The following is a 20,321-nucleotide window of genomic DNA, read 5'->3' as shown; positions in this document are numbered from 1 at the left end:
CTCCTTGAGTCGCGGATTGTATTCATTAAAGTACTTCTGGTGCTAGAGAAACAATTTTCATATAGTTGTTTTCACGAAGTTCACGTGCTACTGGTCCGAAGATACGAGTTCCACGTGGGCTCTTGTCGTCACGAATGATGACACATGCATTTTCGTCGAAACTGATGTAAGATCCATCGTTTCTGCGAGCTCCGCTCTTAGTACGAACGATAACTGCTTTCACAACTTCACCTTTTTTGACAACGCCTCCAGGTGTTGCTTGTTTAACCGTACAAACAATGACATCACCGATGTTAGCCGTTTTACGTCCAGAGCCACCAAGAACTTTAATCGTTAGTACTTCGCGTGCGCCAGAGTTGTCAGCTACTTTTAAACGAGTCTCCTGTTGAATCATTAATGTTACCTCCTTTCGGAAAAAGAAATCCGAACTTTATTAGATAATAACGGCTTCTTCGACAACTTCAACTAGACGAAAGCGTTTAGTCGCAGATAAAGGACGAGTTTCCATGACCTTTACGATGTCTCCGATTTTTGCTTGGTTGTTTTCATCATGTGCTTTGAACTTCTTAGAGTATCTTACACGTTTGCCATAAAGTGAATGCTTTTTGTATGTTTCAACTACAACAGTGATGGTTTTATCCATTTTGTCAGAAACAACACGACCTTGATACACTTTACGTTGGTTACGTTCGCTCATGTTTGCGGGGCCTCCCCTCTAATTATTATTTATTAGCAGCGATTTCTCTTTGACGAATCACAGTTTTCATGCGTGCGATTGATTTACGCACTTCACGAATGCGAGCAGTATTTTCAAGCTGCCCAGTCGCTAATTGGAAACGAAGATTGAAAAGTTCTTCTTTAAGAGACTTTACTTTTTGTTCAATTTCAGCAGTGGTAAGGTCACGAATTTCATTAGCTTTCATTTGATTCACCACCAATTTCTTCACGTTTTACGAACTTCGTTTTAATTGGCAATTTGTGAGATGCAAGACGAAGAGCTTCACGAGCAACTTCTTCAGACACACCAGAAATTTCAAATAAAACTTTGCCCGGTTTCACTACAGCTACCCATCCTTCTGGAGCACCTTTACCGGAACCCATGCGGACCTCTAGAGGTTTAGCTGTGTATGGCTTAGAAGGGAAAATTTTAATCCAAACTTTACCGCCACGTTTCATGTAACGAGTCATAGCAATACGAGCAGCTTCGATTTGACGGTTTGTGATCCAAGAAGCTTCAAGAGCCTGGATACCGTACTCACCGAAATGTACTTCAGTACCGCCTTTTGCACGACCACGCATTTTTCCACGATGTTCTCTGCGATACTTCACGCGTTTTGGCAATAACATATTATTTTCCTCCTTCCGCAGTATTCTTCTTAGTTGGAAGGACTTCTCCACGATAGATCCATACTTTTACGCCAAGCTTACCATAAGTAGTGTCAGCTTCAGCAGTAGCATAGTCGATGTCAGCACGAAGTGTGTGCAATGGAACAGTACCTTCACTGTAATATTCAGAACGAGCAATATCTGCACCGCCAAGACGACCAGAAACCATTGTTTTGATTCCTTGTGCTCCAGCACGCATTGTGCGTTGGATTGTTTGTTTTTGTGCACGACGGAATGAAATACGGTTTTCAAGTTGACGAGCGATGTTTTCAGCAACTAGCTGAGCATCAAGATCTGCTCTCTTGATTTCAAGAATGTTGATGTGTACACGTTTGCCAGTTAGGCTGTTAAGAGCTTTACGAAGTGCTTCAACTTCAGATCCGCCTTTACCAATTACCATACCTGGTTTAGCCGTGTGGATTGTGATATTTACGCGGTTTGCAGCACGTTCGATTTCAACTTTAGAAACAGACGCGTCAGACAAACGCTTGCTGATGAATTCACGGATTTTCAAGTCTTCATGTAAGAAGTCAGCGTAATCTTTTCCTGCGAACCATTTAGATTCCCAATCACGAATGACGCCAATACGAAGACCTACTGGATTTACCTTTTGACCCACGGATTATCCCTCCTTCTTTTCTGATACAACGATTGTAATGTGGCTAGTACGTTTGTTAATTGCGCTCGCACGACCCATAGCACGTGGACGGAATCTCTTAAGTGTTGGACCTTCGTCAACGAATGCTTGAGTAATCACTAGGCTGTTAGCGTCCAACTCGTAGTTGTGCTCAGCGTTTGCGATAGCAGATTTTAATACTTTTTCAATAATTGGTGAAGCAGCCTTAGGTGTAAGGTTTAAGATAGAAACTGCTTCTCCTACTTGCTTACCTCGGATCAGGTCCATTACTAGACGTGCTTTACGAGGAGCAATACGGACTGTTCTTGCGACAGCTTTAGCTTGCATTTAAAAGCCTCCTCTCATTAGCGTCTTGTTTTTTTATCGTCACTAGCATGACCTTTGTAAGTACGGCTTGGTGCGAATTCGCCCAATTTGTGACCTACCATATCTTCAGAAATGAAAACAGGTACATGTTTGCGTCCATCATAGACAGCGATTGTGTGACCGATGAATTGTGGGAAAATTGTAGAACGACGAGACCAAGTTTTTACGACTTGCTTTTTGTCAGTTTCATTCAATTTCTCGACTTTAGCCATCAAATGATCATCAACAAATGGTCCTTTTTTTAAGCTGCGAGCCATTGTGGAACCTCCCTTCGTGATTGAACTACGGTCCTAAATGAACCGTAGACAACCCCGTTACTTGTTTTTACGACGACGTACAATGAATTTATCAGACTTGTTGGTTTTCTTACGAGTCTTGAATCCAAGAGTCGGTTTACCCCATGGAGACATTGGTGATTTACGTCCGATTGGAGCGCGTCCTTCACCACCACCGTGTGGGTGATCGTTAGGGTTCATTACAGAACCACGAACTGTTGGGCGTACGCCTTTCCAGCGAGAACGTCCAGCTTTACCGATGTTGATTAATTCGTGTTGCTCGTTTCCAACTTGACCGATAGTCGCACGGCAAGCAGAAAGAATCATGCGAACTTCTCCTGAGTTCAAACGTACAAGAACGTATTTACCTTCTTTACCAAGAACTTGAGCAGAAGTACCAGCAGAACGAACTAATTGTCCACCTTTACCTGGTTTTAATTCAATGTTATGCACAACTGTACCAACTGGGATGTTGATAAGTGGAAGAGCATTACCTGGTTTGATGTCAGCTTCTGGTCCAGAAGTAACTTCAGTACCAACTTGGATTCCTTTCGGAGCAAGAATGTAACGTTTCTCACCATCTGCATAGTTTACAAGAGCGATGTTAGCTGAACGGTTTGGATCATACTCGATTGTAGCAACGCGTCCAGGTATACCGTCTTTATCACGCTTAAAGTCGATGATACGGTATTGACGTTTGTGACCGCCACCTTGATGACGAACAGTCAATCTACCTTGGTTGTTACGTCCGCCTTTTTTGTGTAGCGGTGCAAGCAACGATTTTTCTGGTTTGTCAGTCGTGATTTCAGCAAAATCTGAAGTAGTCATGCCACGACGACCATTACTGGTTGGTTTATACTTTTTAATCGCCATTTTGAATTTCCCTCCTTCTTTTTAAGATTTACGCTTCAAAAATTTCGATTTCTTTGCTGTCAGCAGTTAATTTCACGATCGCTTTTCTGCGACGGCTAGTCATACCAGTGTAGCGTCCAACGCGTTTTGATTTTCCTTTGTAGTTTTGAACGTTGACTTTCTCAACTTTCACTCCAAAGATTTCTTCAACAGCGTCTTTCACTTCTGTTTTGTTAGCTCTGACATCAACTTCGAACGTGTACTTCTTCTCTGTCATTAGATCAGCAGAACGTTCAGTAATGATAGGGCGCTTTAGAACATCACGAGGATCTTTCATTATGCAAGTCCCTCCTCTACTTTTTCAACCGCTGCTTTAGTGATCAGAAGTTTGTCGTGGTTGACAACGTCAAGAACGTTGATACCGTTAGCTTCAACAACTGTTACTCCAGGAATGTTACGAGCAGATAAAGCAACTGTTTCGTTTGCATCCGCAGTGACGATCAACGCTTTCTTCTCGACAGATAATCCTTTAAGGATGCCTGCGAATTCTTTCGTTTTCACTGCATCAAGAGTCAGATCTTCAAGAACGATGATGTTGTTGTCGATTACTTTAGAAGACAATACTGACTTGATAGCCAAGCGGCGAACTTTTTTAGGTAATTTATAAGAATAACTGCGTGGTGTTGGACCGAATACGATACCGCCTCCGCGCCATTGTGGTGAACGGATAGAACCTTGACGAGCACGACCTGTACCCTTCTGTCTCCAAGGCTTACGACCTCCGCCACGTACTTCAGAACGAGTTTTTACTTTGTGAGTTCCTTGACGTAAGGAAGCTCTTTGCATAAGAATAGCATCGAATACTACGCTTTCGTTTGGCTCGATTCCAAACACAGAAGCGTTTAATTCGATTTCACCGTTAGTAGAACCGTTTTGGTTATATAATGCTACTTTTGGCATGACTTGTTTCCTCCTTTCCTAAGAGAGTTATTTAGATTTAACTGCACTCTTTACAGTTACTAGAGATTTTTTAGCGCCTGGTACGTTTCCTTTGATCAATAGAAGATTGCGTTCTGCATCAACTTTAACGATCTCAAGGTTTTGGACAGTAATTTGCTCTCCGCCCATACGACCTGGAAGAAGTTTACCTTTGAATACACGGTTTGGATCAACAGGTCCCATTGAACCAGGACGACGGTGGTAACGTGAACCGTGAGTCATTGGTCCGCGTGATTGTCCGTGGCGTTTGATAGCCCCTTGGAATCCTTTACCTTTTGATGTTCCTGTTACATCTACGATATCTCCATTTGCGAAAATATCAACTTTGACTTCCTGACCAACTTCATACGCATCTAACTCCGCACCGCGTAATTCTTTTACGAAGCGCTTAGGAGCAGTTTCCGCTTTAGCAACGTGGCCTTTCTCTGGTTTGTTAGAAAGCTTTTCACGTTTATCATCAAAACCGATTTGGATTGCTTCATAGCCATCCGTGTCAACAGTCTTCTTTTGAAGAACAACGTTAGCAGCAGCCTCAACAACAGTTACAGGGATAAGATCACCGTTTTCTGCGAATACTTGCGTCATACCAATTTTTCTACCTAAGATTCCTTTGGTCATTAGTCACACCTCCTATAATATGTGTTTTCTATTTGAATTAAAGTTTGATTTCGATATCTACACCAGATGGTAAATCTAAACGCATAAGTGCATCAACTGTTTGCGGAGTTGGATTCACGATGTCGATTAGACGTTTGTGAGTACGCATCTCGAATTGCTCACGAGAATCTTTGTACTTATGCACCGCACGAAGGATTGTGTAAACTGATTTTTCAGTTGGAAGCGGGATTGGACCAGATACACTAGCACCAGAACGCTTAGCCGTTTCAACAATCTTCTCAGCAGATTGATCAAGAATTCTATGATCATATGCTTTTAAACGAATACGAATTTTTTGTTTTGCCATTATTTTCCCTCCTTTTCGCCTACTTACGTTAGACAGTTCTCCGTGAGAAAAACCTGATCACCTCGCCATGGCAAAGCGGCCGGGTGTGTCAGCAACCTCTCACTTCATCGCAGTCAAAGACCAACATGCACTATTGTACCAAATTGGCCTGCGTGTTGCAATAATAAATCGGATAAATTTATGATTTGCACACTTTTCATATTATACAGGGATTCAGCCTATAAATCAAGCTTTCCCTGAAGATGATGTATAGCAGTCTTTCTTATGATACGTATAAATTCATCTGGTTCCTCAATGTGCGGGGAATGTGCAGAGTCTTTAAAGGTAAACCATTCTTTGATTGGTGCTTTTAATTGATCAACATATGGTTTTGATACAGCAGCTGGTGTAATCATGTCGTGATCGCCAATGAGAAAGTAGCACGGTATTAATATAGTAGAAACTCGGAATTGAATACTCTCATTCATTAGCTGATCCCATAGCTTGTCTTGACTAAACTTCTGTCCTTTCATGAACTTCCATTTATCTTTAAGCTGATATTGCTTACTAAAAAGAAACCCTTTTAGCATTTGAAAAACCGGTTTCCATCTATGTGTGAGACCTACGCTCGCAAACTCTTTATATAGAGAAAACAAGGCATGAGCTGATGTCCGTTTCCATGGAGGGGGCGTCAGTAATCGCAGACACCCAGTAAACAGCCGATTGCGATGATATTTCTTCAAAAGGAGCTCGTACGATACGATATCTTCCTTTAACACATCTACTACCTGACTAATCCCGTAATATGCATGATAAAGGTCCGGACGCTTATGTACTGCTTGTATGGCAATTAATGATCCCCACGAGTATCCTGCGATATACAATTTTGAATGACCTAGATAAGTTAGAAGCTTTTCTGTCAGTTCAATCGTGTCTTCAATAAATTGCTGAATGGTCATCGATGCATCGGGAAGATTCTCTTGATAGGAAAGTCCTGCACCTCTCTGATCCCAATGGACAACTGTAAAGTCCTGATCAAGTTCCCCGTGAAAGGAATCAATATAACTGATTTGAGCCGAGCCGGGCCCACCGTGTAAAAATAAAAGTACAGGCTTCGTTTCACTCGTCTGGTCTTCTTTCATCATAATCCATTGGTCAATCCCGCCGATCGACCATTTTTTCAAATATGTCTTTACCATTCCAGCGATCCTCTCGGTTCCATTTAGATTCTATAGCTTATAGTAGCCGTTCTGATCTGGAAAAGCAAAAAAAGAGACCCTTTTGCAAGGAGTCTCTTTTGTATGTTTATTACTTAATGATAGTTGAAACGACACCAGAACCTACAGTACGTCCACCCTCACGGATAGAGAAACGAGTTCCTTCTTCGATAGCGATAGTAGAGATAAGTTCAACTTCCATCTCAGTGTTATCGCCAGGCATTACCATTTCAGTACCTTCTGGAAGATGTACGATACCAGTTACGTCAGTTGTACGGAAGTAGAACTGCGGACGGTAGTTAGCGAAGAATGGAGTATGACGTCCACCCTCTTCTTTAGAAAGTACATAAACTTCAGCTTTGAAACGGCTGTGTGGAGTGATTGTACCTGGTTTAGCAAGTACTTGACCACGTTGGATATCTTCACGAGATACACCACGAAGTAGTGCACCGATGTTGTCACCAGCTTCAGCGTAGTCAAGAAGTTTACGGAACATTTCAACACCTGTAACAGTTGTTTTACCGTTTTCTTCTTGAAGACCGATGATTTCAACTTCGTCACCGACTTTAACTTGTCCACGCTCAACACGACCAGTAGCAACTGTTCCACGACCAGTGATTGAGAATACGTCCTCAACTGGCATCATGAATGGCTTCTCAGTGTCACGCTCTGGAGTTGGGATGTACTCATCAACCGCATCCATAAGTTCAAAGATTTTTGCTTCGTAATCAGCATCTCCTTCAAGAGCTTTAAGAGCAGAACCTTTGATAACTGGTACATCGTCACCAGGGAAGTCATAGTCAGAAAGAAGGTCACGAACTTCCATTTCAACAAGTTCAAGTAACTCTTCATCGTCAACCATGTCACATTTGTTAAGGAATACTACGATGTATGGTACACCTACGTTACGAGAAAGTAGGATGTGCTCACGTGTTTGTGGCATTGGACCATCAGCAGCAGATACTACTAAGATCGCGCCGTCCATTTGAGCAGCACCAGTGATCATGTTTTTAACATAGTCAGCGTGTCCTGGGCAGTCTACGTGTGCATAGTGACGAGTTTCAGTTTCATACTCAACGTGTGCAGTTGAGATTGTGATTCCACGCTCGCGCTCTTCTGGAGCACCATCGATTTGGTCATAAGCCATAGCTGTACCTTTACCAGATTTCTTATGAAGAACTGTTGAGATAGCAGCAGTTAGAGTTGTTTTACCATGGTCAACGTGTCCAATTGTACCAATGTTAGCATGCGATTTGGAACGGTCGAATTTTTCTTTAGCCATTCTAAAAATCCTCCTTAAAGGTTCATTGTATTTGGTATAGAGTGATAGAAAGTGAAGAGTTACCTCTCACTTTCTGATCTTCAATAGTAGTTATACTTTAGTTTAAAGGCAAAATCAATTATTCACCTTTATTTTTTTTGATGATTTCTTCACTGATGCTCTTAGGCACTTCTTCGTAGTGATCCATGTGCATAGTGAAAGTACCGCGTCCTTGTGTGTTAGAACGGAGTGCAGTAGCATATCCGAACATTTCAGAAAGTGGAACCATAGCGCGAACAACTTGAGCGTTACCGCGAGCTTCCATACCTTCTACACGTCCACGACGAGATGTGATATCACCCATGATGTCTCCCATGTATTCTTCAGGGATAACAACTTCCACTTTCATCATTGGCTCAAGTAGAACTGGGTTACATTTGCTGACAGCATTTTTCAATGCCATAGATGCAGCAATTTTGAACGCCATTTCGTTAGAGTCAACATCGTGGTAAGATCCATCAAATAATTTTGCTTTGATGTCGATTAATGGGAATCCAGCTAATACACCATTTTCAAGTGAATCTTCAAGACCTGCTTGAATTGCTGGGATGTATTCACGTGGAACAACCCCACCGACGATTGCATTTTCAAATTCGAATCCTGCGCCTTCTTCGTTTGGTTCGAATTCAATCCAAACGTGTCCGAACTGACCGCGTCCACCAGACTGACGTACGAATTTACCTTCAACTTTTGCACCAGAACGGAATGTTTCACGGTACGCAACTTGAGGAGCACCTACGTTAGCTTCAACCTTGAACTCACGCTTCATACGGTCAACAATGATATCAAGGTGAAGCTCACCCATACCAGAGATGATCGTTTGACCAGTTTCAGGGTTTGTTTGTGTACGGAATGTTGGATCCTCTTCAGCTAGTTTAGCTAAAGCGATACTCATTTTATCTTGGTCAGCCTTAGATTTAGGCTCGATAGCTACATCGATAACTGGCTCTGGGAATTCCATAGACTCAAGGATAACAAGATTTTTCTCGTCACAAAGAGTATCACCAGTAGATGTATCTTTAAGACCTACAGCTGCTGCGATATCCCCTGCATATACAGTAGAGATTTCTTCACGGCTGTTTGCGTGCATTTGAAGGATACGTCCAACACGTTCACGCTTGTTCTTAGAAGAGTTCTTCACGTATGAACCAGAATCAAGTGTTCCAGAGTATACGCGGAAGAAAGTTAGTTTCCCAACATAAGGGTCAGTCATAACTTTAAATGCAAGAGCTGCGAATGGTGCGTCATCAGTAGACTCACGAACAACCTCTTCATTTGAATCTGGCAGGATACCTTTAATTGCAGCAACATCAGTTGGTGCAGGCAGGTAGTCAAGCACAGCGTCAAGTACAAGCTGAACACCTTTGTTTTTGAAAGCAGATCCAACAAGAACTGGGTAGAATTCAACATTCAATGTTCCTTTACGGATTGCAGCTTTCAATTCAGGAATTGTGATTTCTTCACCCTCAAGGTATTTTTCCATAAGCTCTTCATCAAGCTCAGCAACAGCTTCAATTAGGCTGCTGCGAAGCTCTTCAGCTTTGTCTTTATACTCAGCAGGGATTTCTTTAGCATCAGAGCGAGTTCCAAGGTCATCTTCGTAGAAGTATGCTACGTTTTCTACAAGGTCGATGATTCCTTCGAATTGATCTTCAGCGCCGATCGGCAATTGAATTGCATGAGCGTTCGCTTGAAGACGATCTCTTAATGTGCTTACAGAGTAAAGGAAGTCCGCACCAGTTTTATCCATTTTGTTAACGAATACGATACGAGGTACTCCGTAAGTTGTTGCTTGGCGCCAAACTGTTTCAGTTTGTGGCTCTACACCTGATTGTGCATCAAGAACAGCAACCGCACCATCAAGTACACGTAAAGAACGTTCAACTTCAACAGTGAAGTCTACGTGTCCTGGTGTATCGATGATGTTTACACGGTAACCCTTCCATTGTGCTGTAGTAGCAGCAGAAGTGATTGTAATACCACGTTCTTGCTCCTGCTCCATCCAGTCCATTTGTGAAGCTCCTTCGTGAGTTTCACCAATTTTATGGATACGACCAGTGTAGTACAAGATACGCTCAGTCGTTGTCGTTTTACCGGCATCGATGTGAGCCATGATACCAATATTACGAGTTTTGTCTAAGGAGAACTCTCTTGCCATTGGGTAATTTCTCCTTCCTCATTAGGGAATAGTTTTTTTAGTTTGGTATAAATCCTACCAGCGGTAGTGAGCGAATGCTTTGTTCGCTTCTGCCATTTTGTGTGTATCTTCACGTTTCTTAACAGCAGCACCAGTGTTGTTAGCTGCGTCAAGGATTTCGTTAGCAAGACGCTCTTCCATCGTTTTTTCTCCACGAAGACGAGCATAGTTTACTAACCAGCGAAGACCTAAAGTAGTACGACGGTCTGGGCGAACTTCTACAGGAACTTGGTAGTTAGCTCCACCTACACGACGTGCTTTAACTTCAAGAACTGGCATGATGTTTTTCAAGGCTTGTTCGAAAACCTCCATCGCTTCATTACCAGTACGTTCTTTGATGATATCAAATGACTTGTAGAGGATTGTTTGTGACTTTCCTCTTTTACCGTCGATCATCATTTTGTTGATCAAACGAGATACAAGTTTAGAATTGTAAATTGGATCTGGCAATACGTCTCTTTTTGCTACAGGACCTTTACGTGGCATCTGAATAGCCTCCCTTCTCTTTTAAAAGGATTTCTATCTGTCTCTCATCTCAATATCATTGTCAGCTGCCTGACTCCACTGATCTGATATCAACTTCTAAAAACCCTTATGTTTGTTTTTATTATTTGCTTTGTTTAGGGCGTTTTGTTCCGTATTTAGAACGTCCTTGCATACGACCGTCAACTCCGGCAGTATCAAGCGCACCACGAACGATGTGGTAACGTACACCCGGTAAGTCTTTTACACGTCCGCCACGGATAAGTACTACACTGTGCTCTTGTAGGTTATGTCCGATACCAGGAATGTAAGCTGTTACCTCAATCAGGTTAGACAAACGTACACGAGCATATTTACGTAGTGCTGAGTTTGGTTTTTTCGGTGTCATTGTACCGACACGAGTACAAACCCCGCGCTTCTGTGGAGATGTTACGTTAGTGTGCTCTTTTTTGAAACTGTTGTATCCTTTGTTAAGTGCAGGTGACTTTGAGTTTTCAACTTTACTCACGCGTCCTTTGCGTATTAGCTGATTAATTGTAGGCATGTTGTTATTCCTCCCTTCATTACTTTTTTTATAACCCACATACCCAGGTGGTTCATCAAAAGGCAAAAAACAATGCTTTTGCATTTTATACATGCAAAAACAAAACAAGTACGCTATAACATAATGGCAACAGCTGCTGCCCCAACTTCAATTCCGCAGGCCTTGCCGAGCTTTTTCATGGAATCTACCACTAAGATGTCTACACCCTTCTCTTGCGCTAGTTTCAATACACTAGCGGTTAAAGCAGGATCAGCATCTTTCGCTACGACGACTTCCTTAACTGAATCTCGTTTCAGAGCTTTTACTGTTTGCTTCGTACCAATAATAATGGATTGAGCCTGTGATACTTTATCATAAGACATCGAATATCCTCCAAAGTAACAGGTTTTATTTTGAGCACCTTGGTTATATTATCATCATGGCAGAAGGATGTCAATATCGTATGACAGATTATCTTGACATCCTTCACCATTTTTTGATGATTTTATAGGAATCTCACGAGAAAGATTACTCTACAGGAACCATGTCGTCAGACGGCTGCACTTGCGAAACCGGCTTAACTTTACGGTAGTTTGGCATTCCCGTTCCAGCAGGAACAAGTTTACCAATGATAACATTCTCTTTCAAGCCAAGCAGTTCATCACGTTTTCCTTTGATCGCCGCATCTGTTAGGACACGAGTCGTTTCTTGGAAGGATGCCGCAGACAAGAATGAGTCTGTTTCAAGTGAAGCTTTTGTAATACCAAGAAGAACTGGACGGCCTGTTGCAGGACGTTTGCCTTCGAATAGTACTTTTTTGTTCGCTTCAGTGAATTGATGTACATCAAGAAGTGTGCCTGGTAATACATCTGTATCCCCTGCATCAGCGACACGCACTTTACGAAGCATTTGGCGAACCATTACCTCTACGTGCTTATCTCCGATTTCTACCCCTTGCATACGGTATACTTTTTGTACTTCATGAAGCAGATATTCTTGAACAGCTGTCATGTCAGTCACTTTAAGAAGTTCTTTCGGATCGATCGAACCTTCTGTAAGTACTTGACCACGAGTAACTGTGTCACCTTCAACAACTTTCAGACGTGCATTGTAAGGAGCTGTGTAAGAACGAGTTTCAACTTCGCCTTGAACCACAATTTCCTGCTGCTTGTCACGAACATCGTTAATTTCAGCAACGACACCATCAATTTCAGAAATTGTCGCTTGCCCTTTCGGATTACGCGCTTCAAATAGCTCTTGGATACGAGGTAGACCTTGTGTGATATCGTCTCCTGCTACCCCACCGGTGTGGAACGTACGCATTGTAAGCTGTGTTCCTGGCTCACCGATTGATTGTGCAGCGATGATTCCAACTGCTTCACCGACTTCAACGTCAGTACCAGTTGCAAGGTTACGGCCGTAGCATCGTTTACATACACCATGAGGCGTGTTACATGTAAATGCTGAACGGATCCATACTTCCTCAATTCCTGCTTCAACTACTTCAAGTGCTTTATCTTCATCAATTAGTTCGTTTTCGGCTACAATGACTTCGCCTGTTTCAGGATGAACAATTGGTTTTCTTGCAAAACGTCCGATCAGACGTTCTTCAAGTTTCTCAATAATTTCATTTCCTTCTTTAATGGACTTCGCCAAGATTCCACGGTCTGTACCGCAATCTGTTTCACGGATGATAACATCCTGTGCAACGTCAACGAGACGACGCGTGAGGTAACCTGAGTCAGCTGTTTTAAGGGCTGTATCGGCAAGACCTTTACGCGCTCCGTGAGTGGAAATAAAGTATTCCAATACGGTTAAACCTTCACGGAAACTAGATTTAATCGGAAGTTCGATGATACGTCCAGCCGGGTTGGCCATCAGACCACGCATACCAGCCAGCTGAGTAAAGTTAGATGCGTTACCACGCGCTCCAGAGTCACTCATCATGTAGATTGGGTTGACTTCATCAAGGGACTTCATCAGTTTACCTTGGATGACATCTTTAGAAGAACTCCAGATTGAAATAACTCTCTCATAACGCTCTTCTTCAGTAATCAAACCACGTCTGAATTGCTTCATGACGTTATCTACTTTTGCTTGTGCTTCTTCAAGAATTTGCTGCTTATCATCTAATACGACGATATCAGACACACCAACCGTAATACCGGCTTTAGTAGAGTATCTGAAACCAAGATTTTTCATGCGGTCAAGCATTTTAGATGTCTCAGTGATATGGAATCTCTTAAAGATTTCTGCAATGATTTTCCCTAAAATACCTTTTTTGAACGGCGCATTGATTTCTTGTTTCTCGATCGCAGCTTTTACATCCTCACCTTTTTCAAGGAAGAAACGATCAGGCGTTTTTTCTTCAATATTGCTCTTTGTCGGCTCATTCATGTATGGGAATGATTCCGGTAAGATTTCGTTAAAGATCAGTTTTCCAACTGTTGTAATCAACAATTTAGAACGCTGTTCATCAGTGAATGTCACATTCTTCAACGAGCTAGCTGCAACAGCTACACGTGTATGAAGATGCACATAACCATTTTGATAAGCTAGAAGGGCTTCGTCAGTATCTTTGAAGACCATACCTTCTCCGATAGCACCTTTGCGCTCAAGTGTAAGGTAGTAGTTACCAAGCACCATATCCTGAGATGGCGTAACAACTGGTTTTCCATCTTTCGGGTTCAAAATGTTTTGAGCCGCAAGCATTAAGATACGAGCTTCAGCTTGAGCTTCAGCAGATAATGGTACGTGAACCGCCATTTGGTCACCGTCAAAGTCAGCGTTGTAGGCTGTACATACAAGTGGATGAAGACGAATTGCGCGTCCTTCCACAAGTGTAGGTTCAAACGCTTGAATACCAAGTCTGTGAAGAGTCGGTGCACGGTTTAGTAAGACTGGATGCTCACGAATAACTGATTCTAATACATCCCATACTTCTGGCTGCACGCGCTCAATTTTACGCTTCGCACTCTTGATGTTGTGAGCTAATCCTTTTTCAACAAGTTCCTTCATCACGAATGGTTTGAATAATTCAAGAGCCATTTCTTTCGGAAGTCCACACTGATACATTTTCAAATGTGGTCCTACGACGATAACGGAACGTCCAGAATAGTCAACACGTTTACCAAGCAAGTTTTGACGGAAACGTCCTTGTTTCCCTTTCAGCATGTGAGAAAGAGATTTCAATGGTCTATTTCCTGGTCCTGTTACTGGTCGGCCTCTACGTCCATTATCAATCAAGGCATCGACAGCTTCTTGAAGCATACGCTTCTCGTTCTGAACGATGATGCTTGGCGCGCCAAGATCTAATAAACGCTTCAGACGATTGTTACGGTTGATGACACGACGATAAAGGTCGTTCAAGTCAGAAGTAGCAAAACGTCCACCATCAAGCTGAACCATTGGACGTAATTCTGGCGGAATAACCGGAAGTACATCAAGAATCATCCAAGATGGTTTGTTTCCTGAGTTACGGAAGGCTTCTAACACTTCAAGGCGTTTGATCGCACGTGTACGTCGCTGTCCTTGAGCAGTTTTCAGCTCTTCCTTCAGTGTATCTACTTCTTTTACAAGATCGATATCTTGAAGAAGTTTGTTGATTGCTTCTGCACCCATAGCTGCTTGGAATGTATTACCGTATTTATCTAAATAAGCACGGAATTCTTTCTCAGAAAGAAGTTGTTTCTTCTCAAGCGGTGTATTGCCCGGATCTGTCACGACGTAAGAAGCGAAGTAGATCACTTCTTCTAACGCACGTGGTGACATATCAAGAACAAGACCCATACGGCTTGGGATACCTTTGAAATACCAAATGTGGGAAACTGGGGCAGCCAGTTCAATATGCCCCATTCTCTCACGACGGACTTTTGCCCGTGTTACTTCTACACCACAACGGTCACATACAACACCCTTATACCGAACGCGTTTATACTTCCCACAATGACATTCCCAGTCTTTTTGCGGTCCGAAGATACGTTCACAAAAGAGACCATCTTTTTCAGGTTTCAGTGTACGATAGTTAATCGTTTCAGGCTTTTTCACTTCACCAAAAGACCAAGAACGGATTTTATCAGGTGATGCGAGACCGATGTTCATATACTCAAAATTGTTCACATCTAGCAAGGGGCCTACCTCCCTTTTAATCTTCGGGTTATACCCTAGTCACTTGCTCTAATCGTTTCTGCTATTCTTTTGTGACTGCGTCACGTTCAAGATCGACAGGTGCGAGGTCTGCAGCATCTTCGTCATTAGATAACGCTAATCCGTCTGCTTTCTTCGTTTCCTCATCGTCTTCTAAATCTCTCATTTCTATCTCTTCTTCATCGCCGGATAGGATTTTCACATCCATACCTAAACTTTGAAGTTCTTTGATTAACACTTTGAATGATTCAGGGACACCTGGTTCAGGTACGTTATCCCCTTTGACGATGGCTTCGTATGTTTTCACACGACCCACAACGTCATCTGATTTAACTGTTAAGATCTCTTGAAGTGTATATGCTGCACCGTAAGCTTCAAGTGCCCATACTTCCATCTCTCCGAAACGCTGACCACCAAACTGTGCTTTACCGCCAAGTGGCTGCTGCGTAACAAGTGAGTATGGTCCTGTTGAACGAGCGTGAAGTTTATCGTCAACCATGTGAGCCAGTTTGATCATGTACATGATTCCGACAGATACACGGTTGTCGAATGGTTCACCAGTTCGACCGTCATAAAGGACTGTTTTCGCATCACGGGACATACCTGCTTCTTCAAGCGTTTCCCAAACATCTTCCTCGCGCGCACCATCAAATACTGGTGACGCAATGTGTATGCCAAGGTAACGTGCAGCCATACCCATATGAAGCTCAAGTACCTGACCGATGTTCATACGAGATGGTACCCCTAGAGGGTTCAACATGATATCGATCGGTGTTCCGTCTGGAAGATAAGGCATATCTTCTTCTGGAAGGATTTTAGAGATAACCCCTTTGTTACCATGTCGTCCGGCCATTTTGTCACCTTCAGAAATCTTACGTTTCTGAACGATGTATACGCGGACTAATTGGTTTACACCTGGAGGTAATTCATCTCCATCTTCACGGTTGAAGACTTTTACATCGTGGATAATTCCGCCGCCGCCGTGTGGAACACGCAGTGACGTATCACGAACTTCACGAGCCTTTTCACCGAAGATTGCATGTAATAGACGTTCTTCAGCTGTTAGTTCAGTTACACCTTTAGGCGTTACTTTACCTACAAGAAGGTCTCCGTCTTTTACTTCTGCACCAATACGGATGATTCCGCGCTCGTCAAGGTTGCGTAAAGCATCTTCCCCAACGTTTGGAATATCACGAGTGATTTCTTCTGGTCCAAGCTTTGTATCACGAGCTTCTGATTCATATTCTTCAATATGAATAGACGTGTAGACGTCATCTTTTACAAGGCGCTCACTCATGATGATCGCATCCTCGTAGTTGTAACCGTCCCAAGTCATAAATCCGACCATAACGTTACGTCCTAGAGCCAATTCACCTTTTTCCATAGAAGGTCCGTCTGCAAGAATTTCTCCTTTAACGACTTCATCTCCAACACTTACGATAGGGCGCTGGTTGTAGCAAGTCCCTTGGTTAGAGCGGACAAATTTCAGCAGGCTGTATTTGTCTAGGTTTCCTTTGACTTGTTGTCCGTCAACGTCTTCATAACGGCGAACCCAAATATTTTTTGCTTCTACACGTTCTACAACACCTGGATAGCGGCAGATGACAGCAGCACCAGAGTCTTTACCTGATACGTACTCCATCCCTGTACCAACAATCGGTGATTCCGGCTGCATCAAAGGCACAGCCTGACGCTGCATGTTCGCTCCCATTAGAGCACGGTTAGAGTCATCGTTTTCTAAGAATGGGATACATGCTGTCGCTGCAGAAACAACCTGCTTTGGCGAAACGTCCATGTAGTCAACGCGGTTTCGAGGAACAACGGTGTTTTCCCCTCTGAAACGAGCAATGATATTATCATCGATAAACGAACCATCATCAGCTAACTGAGCGTTCGCTTGTGCTACTACGTAGTTATCCTCTTCATCAGCAGTTAAGTAATCGATTCTCGGTGTCACTTTACCAGTTTCAGGATCAACCCGGCGGTAAGGTGTTTCAATAAATCCGAAGCGATTCACTTTTGCAAATGAAGATAGAGAGTTGATCAAACCAATGTTTGGACCCTCTGGTGTTTCAATCGGACACATACGTCCATAGTGAGAGTAGTGAACGTCACGAACTTCCATTCCTGCACGCTCACGTGTCAAACCACCCGGTCCAAGCGCTGACAGACGACGTTTGTGCGTCAATTCAGCAAGCGGGTTTGTTTGATCCATGAACTGAGAAAGCTGAGAACTACCAAAGAACTCTTTGATAGAAGCGATCACAGGACGAATGTTGATCAGCTGCTGAGGTGTGATCGTGTTTGTGTCTTGAATCGACATTCTTTCACGAACAACACGCTCCATTCTGCTTAAACCAATACGGAATTGGTTTTGCAGAAGTTCACCTACAGAACGCAGACGACGGTTACCAAGGTGGTCGATATCATCTGTGTCACCTACACCATGAAGAAGGTTGAAGAAGTAACTGATTGATGCAATGATGTCAGAAGGCGTGATGTTTTTCACAGCTTCCTCTACATAAGCATTTCCAATCACGTTGATCACTTGCTCGCCTTCTTGATCAGACGGTGCATAAATCTTAATAGATTGAAGTTCTACTTCATCTTCTACTACGCCACCATTAGGATAAAGCTTTCTAAATCCGATGCCGTTTTCTAAGTATGGAAGAACTTTATCAAGAATTCTTCTGTCTAGAATTTGACCTTTTTCTGCTAGAATTTCACCTGTTTCAGGATCAACTAACGTTTCAGCCAATTTTTGATTGAACAGTCTATTTTTAATATGAAGCTTCTTATTAATCTTGTAGCGTCCAACATTTGCTAGGTCATATCTCTTCGGATCGAAGAAGCGAGAGTCTAGCAAGCTTTTCGCATTTTCAACAGTTGGCGGCTCTCCAGGACGGAGGCGCTCGTAGATTTCGAGAAGTGCTTTATCTGCATTCTCTGTATTGTCTTTTTCCAGCGTGTTGCGTAAGTATTCATTCTCGCCAATGAGGTCAAGAATCTCTTGATCAGAGCTGAAGCCGAGAGCACGCAAAAGAACCGTAACCGGCAACTTACGTGTGCGATCGATGCGTACATAGACTACATCCTTCGCATCAGTTTCGTATTCTAACCATGCGCCACGGTTTGGAATGACAGTCGCAGTAAAACCTTTTTTACCGTTTTTGTCTACTTTACCACTGAAATATACACTTGGAGAACGCACTAACTGAGAAACGATTACACGTTCCGCACCATTAATGATAAAAGTACCTGTGTCTGTCATGATTGGGAAATCACCCATAAACACATCTTGGTCTTTTACTTCTCCAGTTTCTTTGTTAATTAAACGAACTTTTACTCTTAGTGGAGCAGAGTAAGTTACATCACGTTCTTTTGATTCTGCTACAGGATACTTAGGATCCCCTAGGCTGTAATCAATGAATTCAAGAGAAAGGTTACCAGTAAAATCCTCAATTGGGGATATATCTTGAAACATCTCTCTAAGACCCTCATCAAGAAACCACTGATAAGAAGAGGTTTGAATTTCAATGAGATTTGGTAATTCTAACACTTCGCTTATGCGTGCGTAGCTTCTGCGCTGGCGGTGTCGTCCATACTGAACTAGTTGACCTGTCAACTGATTCACCCCTCAAATCATGCGTATTATATGTGTAAAAAGTATTTCTGTCTTTCAAATGTCAGTAAAGAAATACTTTTACAAGACAAAAGAAAAAAGGGTTTCTAAAATAAGAAAACCACATCCAAAAACAAATACCGATTTTATTAGTTTTCCCAAGTATGCATAATTTATACAAAATAGTTGTTTTTTAAGCCTATCAAGCAAAATATACACATTGGCATTTTATAATGTTAACACAGCTAGGAAACTGCGTCAAACTTTTTTAGCTTTGATGATATAGTAGCCCTTTTTTTTCAGCACAACCTCGACTTCTTCAAAGAGCTGCTCTAATTTTTCAATCGCAGATGGTCCACCTTGCTTCTTCTGAATAACCACCCACAACTCACCTTCCGGCAATAAATGATCAGCACTTTTTTCAAAGATCGCATGTACAACTTTCTTCCCTGCCCGTATTGGGGGATTGGTCAGTATAGAGGCAAAAGCAGCTGAGGAATGAACATTCGAGAACAAATCACTTTGATAGATGCGGACATTATCAATGCGATTATGTTTAGCGTTTTCCTTTGAAAGTTCGACTGCTCTTTCGTTCACATCAATCATATGAATGGTACGGCTAGTCATTTCGTTTGCTAACGATAAGCCAATCGGTCCATAACCGCAACCGACATCTAAGACATCGCCATCCAAATCAGGTTCTTCGAAAGCTTCAATTAAAAGCCTTGAACCAAAGTCGACTTCTTTCTTAGAAAACACTCCACTGTCACTTGTAAAAGTAAAGGTACGGTTTCTCAAGGTGAAGTCCCATGTCTGTTTATTGCTTTTCACTGATGGCTTTTCCGTATAATAGTGGTCACTCATGGTGAATGGACCTCCTCTGGATTCAATCGTTTCAGGAGATTAGAAAAGAAAAAGCCCGCCAGTAAAAGCGAGCTTTCCCAAAAGATTAGGCGAAGATTACTTAACTTCTACAGAAGCGCCAACTTCTTCAAGCTTAGCTTTAAGTTCTTCAGCTTCTTCTTTAGCAATACCTTCTTTAAGTGGTTTTGGAGTGTTGTCAACAAGTTCTTTAGCTTCTTTCAAGCCAAGACCAGTGATTTCACGAACCACTTTGATAACTTTGATTTTTTGGTCTCCAGCACCAGCAAGTACTAGATCAAAATCAGTTTTTTCTTCAGCAGCAGCACCGCCACCAGCAGCTACAGCTACAGGAGCAGCAGCAGTTACGCCAAATTCTTCTTCGATTGCTTTTACTAAGTCGTTTAACTCAAGTACAGTTGCTTCTTTAACTGAAGCAATGATTTCTTCGATATTTAAAGCCATTTGTAATTCCTCCATTTTAAGTTTTTTT

General features: G+C 42.4%; 22 protein-coding genes. All 22 read right to left on the bottom strand.

Annotation, left to right across the window (positions count from 1 at the left end; genetic code table 11):
• Window positions 1–25: 25 nt before the first annotated feature.
• The 22 genes from rplN to rplL all read right to left on the bottom strand — a co-directional run bounded on the left by rplN (window position 26) and on the right by rplL (window position 20,293).
• A complete protein-coding gene (gene rplN / locus NST65_RS00785; protein ID WP_003216882.1) occupies window positions 26–394 on the bottom strand; it encodes a 50S ribosomal protein L14 in 369 nt (122 codons plus the stop codon).
• A 39-nt stretch (window positions 395–433) separates the two neighbouring features.
• Window positions 434–697: a 30S ribosomal protein S17 gene (gene rpsQ, locus NST65_RS00780; RefSeq protein WP_003216906.1), complete on the bottom strand. Its 264-nt coding sequence runs from the start codon at window positions 695–697 to the stop codon at window positions 434–436.
• A 25-nt stretch (window positions 698–722) separates the two neighbouring features.
• A complete protein-coding gene (rpmC, locus tag NST65_RS00775) occupies window positions 723–923 on the bottom strand; it encodes a 50S ribosomal protein L29 (protein ID WP_003217155.1) in 201 nt (66 codons plus the stop codon).
• Window positions 913–1,347, bottom strand: a complete 435-nt coding sequence (gene rplP, locus NST65_RS00770) for a 50S ribosomal protein L16 (RefSeq protein ID WP_003156478.1) — start codon at window positions 1,345–1,347, stop codon at window positions 913–915. Before rplP ends, rpmC begins: the two co-directional genes overlap by 11 nt.
• A 1-nt stretch (window position 1,348) precedes the next feature.
• Window positions 1,349–2,005, bottom strand: coding sequence for a 30S ribosomal protein S3 (gene rpsC, locus NST65_RS00765; protein ID WP_003217241.1), 657 nt, complete (start codon window positions 2,003–2,005; stop codon window positions 1,349–1,351).
• 3 nt (window positions 2,006–2,008) lie between these two features.
• The gene (gene rplV, locus NST65_RS00760) at window positions 2,009–2,350 is read right to left on the bottom strand and encodes a 50S ribosomal protein L22 (protein WP_007496316.1); all 342 of its coding nucleotides are present in this window, start codon (window positions 2,348–2,350) and stop codon (window positions 2,009–2,011) included.
• Between the two features lie 17 nt (window positions 2,351–2,367).
• Complete coding sequence (gene rpsS, locus NST65_RS00755; protein ID WP_003216920.1) at window positions 2,368–2,646, bottom strand: 30S ribosomal protein S19; 279 nt, start codon at window positions 2,644–2,646, stop codon at window positions 2,368–2,370.
• Window positions 2,647–2,703: 57 nt separating this feature from the next.
• Entirely contained in the window at window positions 2,704–3,537 is an 834-nt protein-coding gene (gene rplB / locus NST65_RS00750; protein ID WP_024425599.1) for a 50S ribosomal protein L2, read from the bottom strand.
• A 28-nt stretch (window positions 3,538–3,565) separates the two neighbouring features.
• Entirely contained in the window at window positions 3,566–3,853 is a 288-nt protein-coding gene (gene rplW / locus NST65_RS00745) for a 50S ribosomal protein L23 (RefSeq protein ID WP_003217016.1), read from the bottom strand.
• On the bottom strand, window positions 3,853–4,476 hold the full coding sequence (gene rplD, locus NST65_RS00740) for a 50S ribosomal protein L4 (RefSeq protein ID WP_024425598.1): 624 nt from the start codon (window positions 4,474–4,476) through the stop codon (window positions 3,853–3,855). Before rplD ends, rplW begins: the two co-directional genes overlap by 1 nt.
• A gap of 27 nt (window positions 4,477–4,503) precedes the next feature.
• The gene (gene rplC, locus NST65_RS00735) at window positions 4,504–5,133 is read right to left on the bottom strand and encodes a 50S ribosomal protein L3 (RefSeq protein WP_024425597.1); all 630 of its coding nucleotides are present in this window, start codon (window positions 5,131–5,133) and stop codon (window positions 4,504–4,506) included.
• A gap of 37 nt (window positions 5,134–5,170) precedes the next feature.
• Window positions 5,171–5,479 carry a 30S ribosomal protein S10 gene (rpsJ, locus tag NST65_RS00730; protein WP_003156464.1) on the bottom strand — a complete coding sequence of 103 codons (309 nt, stop codon included), beginning with the start codon at window positions 5,477–5,479 and terminating at the stop codon, window positions 5,171–5,173.
• A gap of 218 nt (window positions 5,480–5,697) precedes the next feature.
• On the bottom strand, window positions 5,698–6,657 hold the full coding sequence (locus NST65_RS00725; RefSeq protein ID WP_034283889.1) for an alpha/beta hydrolase: 960 nt from the start codon (window positions 6,655–6,657) through the stop codon (window positions 5,698–5,700).
• 109 nt (window positions 6,658–6,766) lie between these two features.
• A complete protein-coding gene (tuf, locus tag NST65_RS00720; RefSeq protein ID WP_034283892.1) occupies window positions 6,767–7,957 on the bottom strand; it encodes an elongation factor Tu in 1,191 nt (396 codons plus the stop codon).
• 118 nt (window positions 7,958–8,075) lie between these two features.
• The gene (gene fusA, locus NST65_RS00715) at window positions 8,076–10,154 is read right to left on the bottom strand and encodes an elongation factor G (protein ID WP_024425594.1); all 2,079 of its coding nucleotides are present in this window, start codon (window positions 10,152–10,154) and stop codon (window positions 8,076–8,078) included.
• Window positions 10,155–10,208: 54 nt separating this feature from the next.
• Window positions 10,209–10,679: a 30S ribosomal protein S7 gene (gene rpsG, locus NST65_RS00710; protein ID WP_003216884.1), complete on the bottom strand. Its 471-nt coding sequence runs from the start codon at window positions 10,677–10,679 to the stop codon at window positions 10,209–10,211.
• Between the two features lie 121 nt (window positions 10,680–10,800).
• Window positions 10,801–11,220, bottom strand: a complete 420-nt coding sequence (rpsL, locus tag NST65_RS00705) for a 30S ribosomal protein S12 (protein WP_003216962.1) — start codon at window positions 11,218–11,220, stop codon at window positions 10,801–10,803.
• A 113-nt stretch (window positions 11,221–11,333) separates the two neighbouring features.
• Entirely contained in the window at window positions 11,334–11,582 is a 249-nt protein-coding gene (locus NST65_RS00700) for a 50S ribosomal protein L7ae-like protein (protein ID WP_024425593.1), read from the bottom strand.
• Between the two features lie 145 nt (window positions 11,583–11,727).
• Window positions 11,728–15,327: a DNA-directed RNA polymerase subunit beta' gene (gene rpoC / locus NST65_RS00695; protein WP_024425592.1), complete on the bottom strand. Its 3,600-nt coding sequence runs from the start codon at window positions 15,325–15,327 to the stop codon at window positions 11,728–11,730.
• 61 nt (window positions 15,328–15,388) lie between these two features.
• Window positions 15,389–18,970, bottom strand: coding sequence for a DNA-directed RNA polymerase subunit beta (gene rpoB, locus NST65_RS00690; protein WP_034283896.1), 3,582 nt, complete (start codon window positions 18,968–18,970; stop codon window positions 15,389–15,391).
• Between the two features lie 255 nt (window positions 18,971–19,225).
• Entirely contained in the window at window positions 19,226–19,831 is a 606-nt protein-coding gene (locus NST65_RS00685) for a class I SAM-dependent methyltransferase (RefSeq protein WP_034283897.1), read from the bottom strand.
• Between the two features lie 96 nt (window positions 19,832–19,927).
• Entirely contained in the window at window positions 19,928–20,293 is a 366-nt protein-coding gene (rplL, locus tag NST65_RS00680) for a 50S ribosomal protein L7/L12 (protein WP_008345418.1), read from the bottom strand.
• Between the last annotated feature and the right edge of the window lie 28 nt (window positions 20,294–20,321).

Source organism: Bacillus sp. FSL P4-0248 (assembly GCF_038593305.1).
GTDB classification, from domain to species: Bacteria; Bacillota; Bacilli; order Bacillales; family Bacillaceae; genus Bacillus; species Bacillus safensis.
Note: the sequence above shows the minus strand (reverse complement) of the source record. Positions and strands in the feature narration are given on the sequence as shown.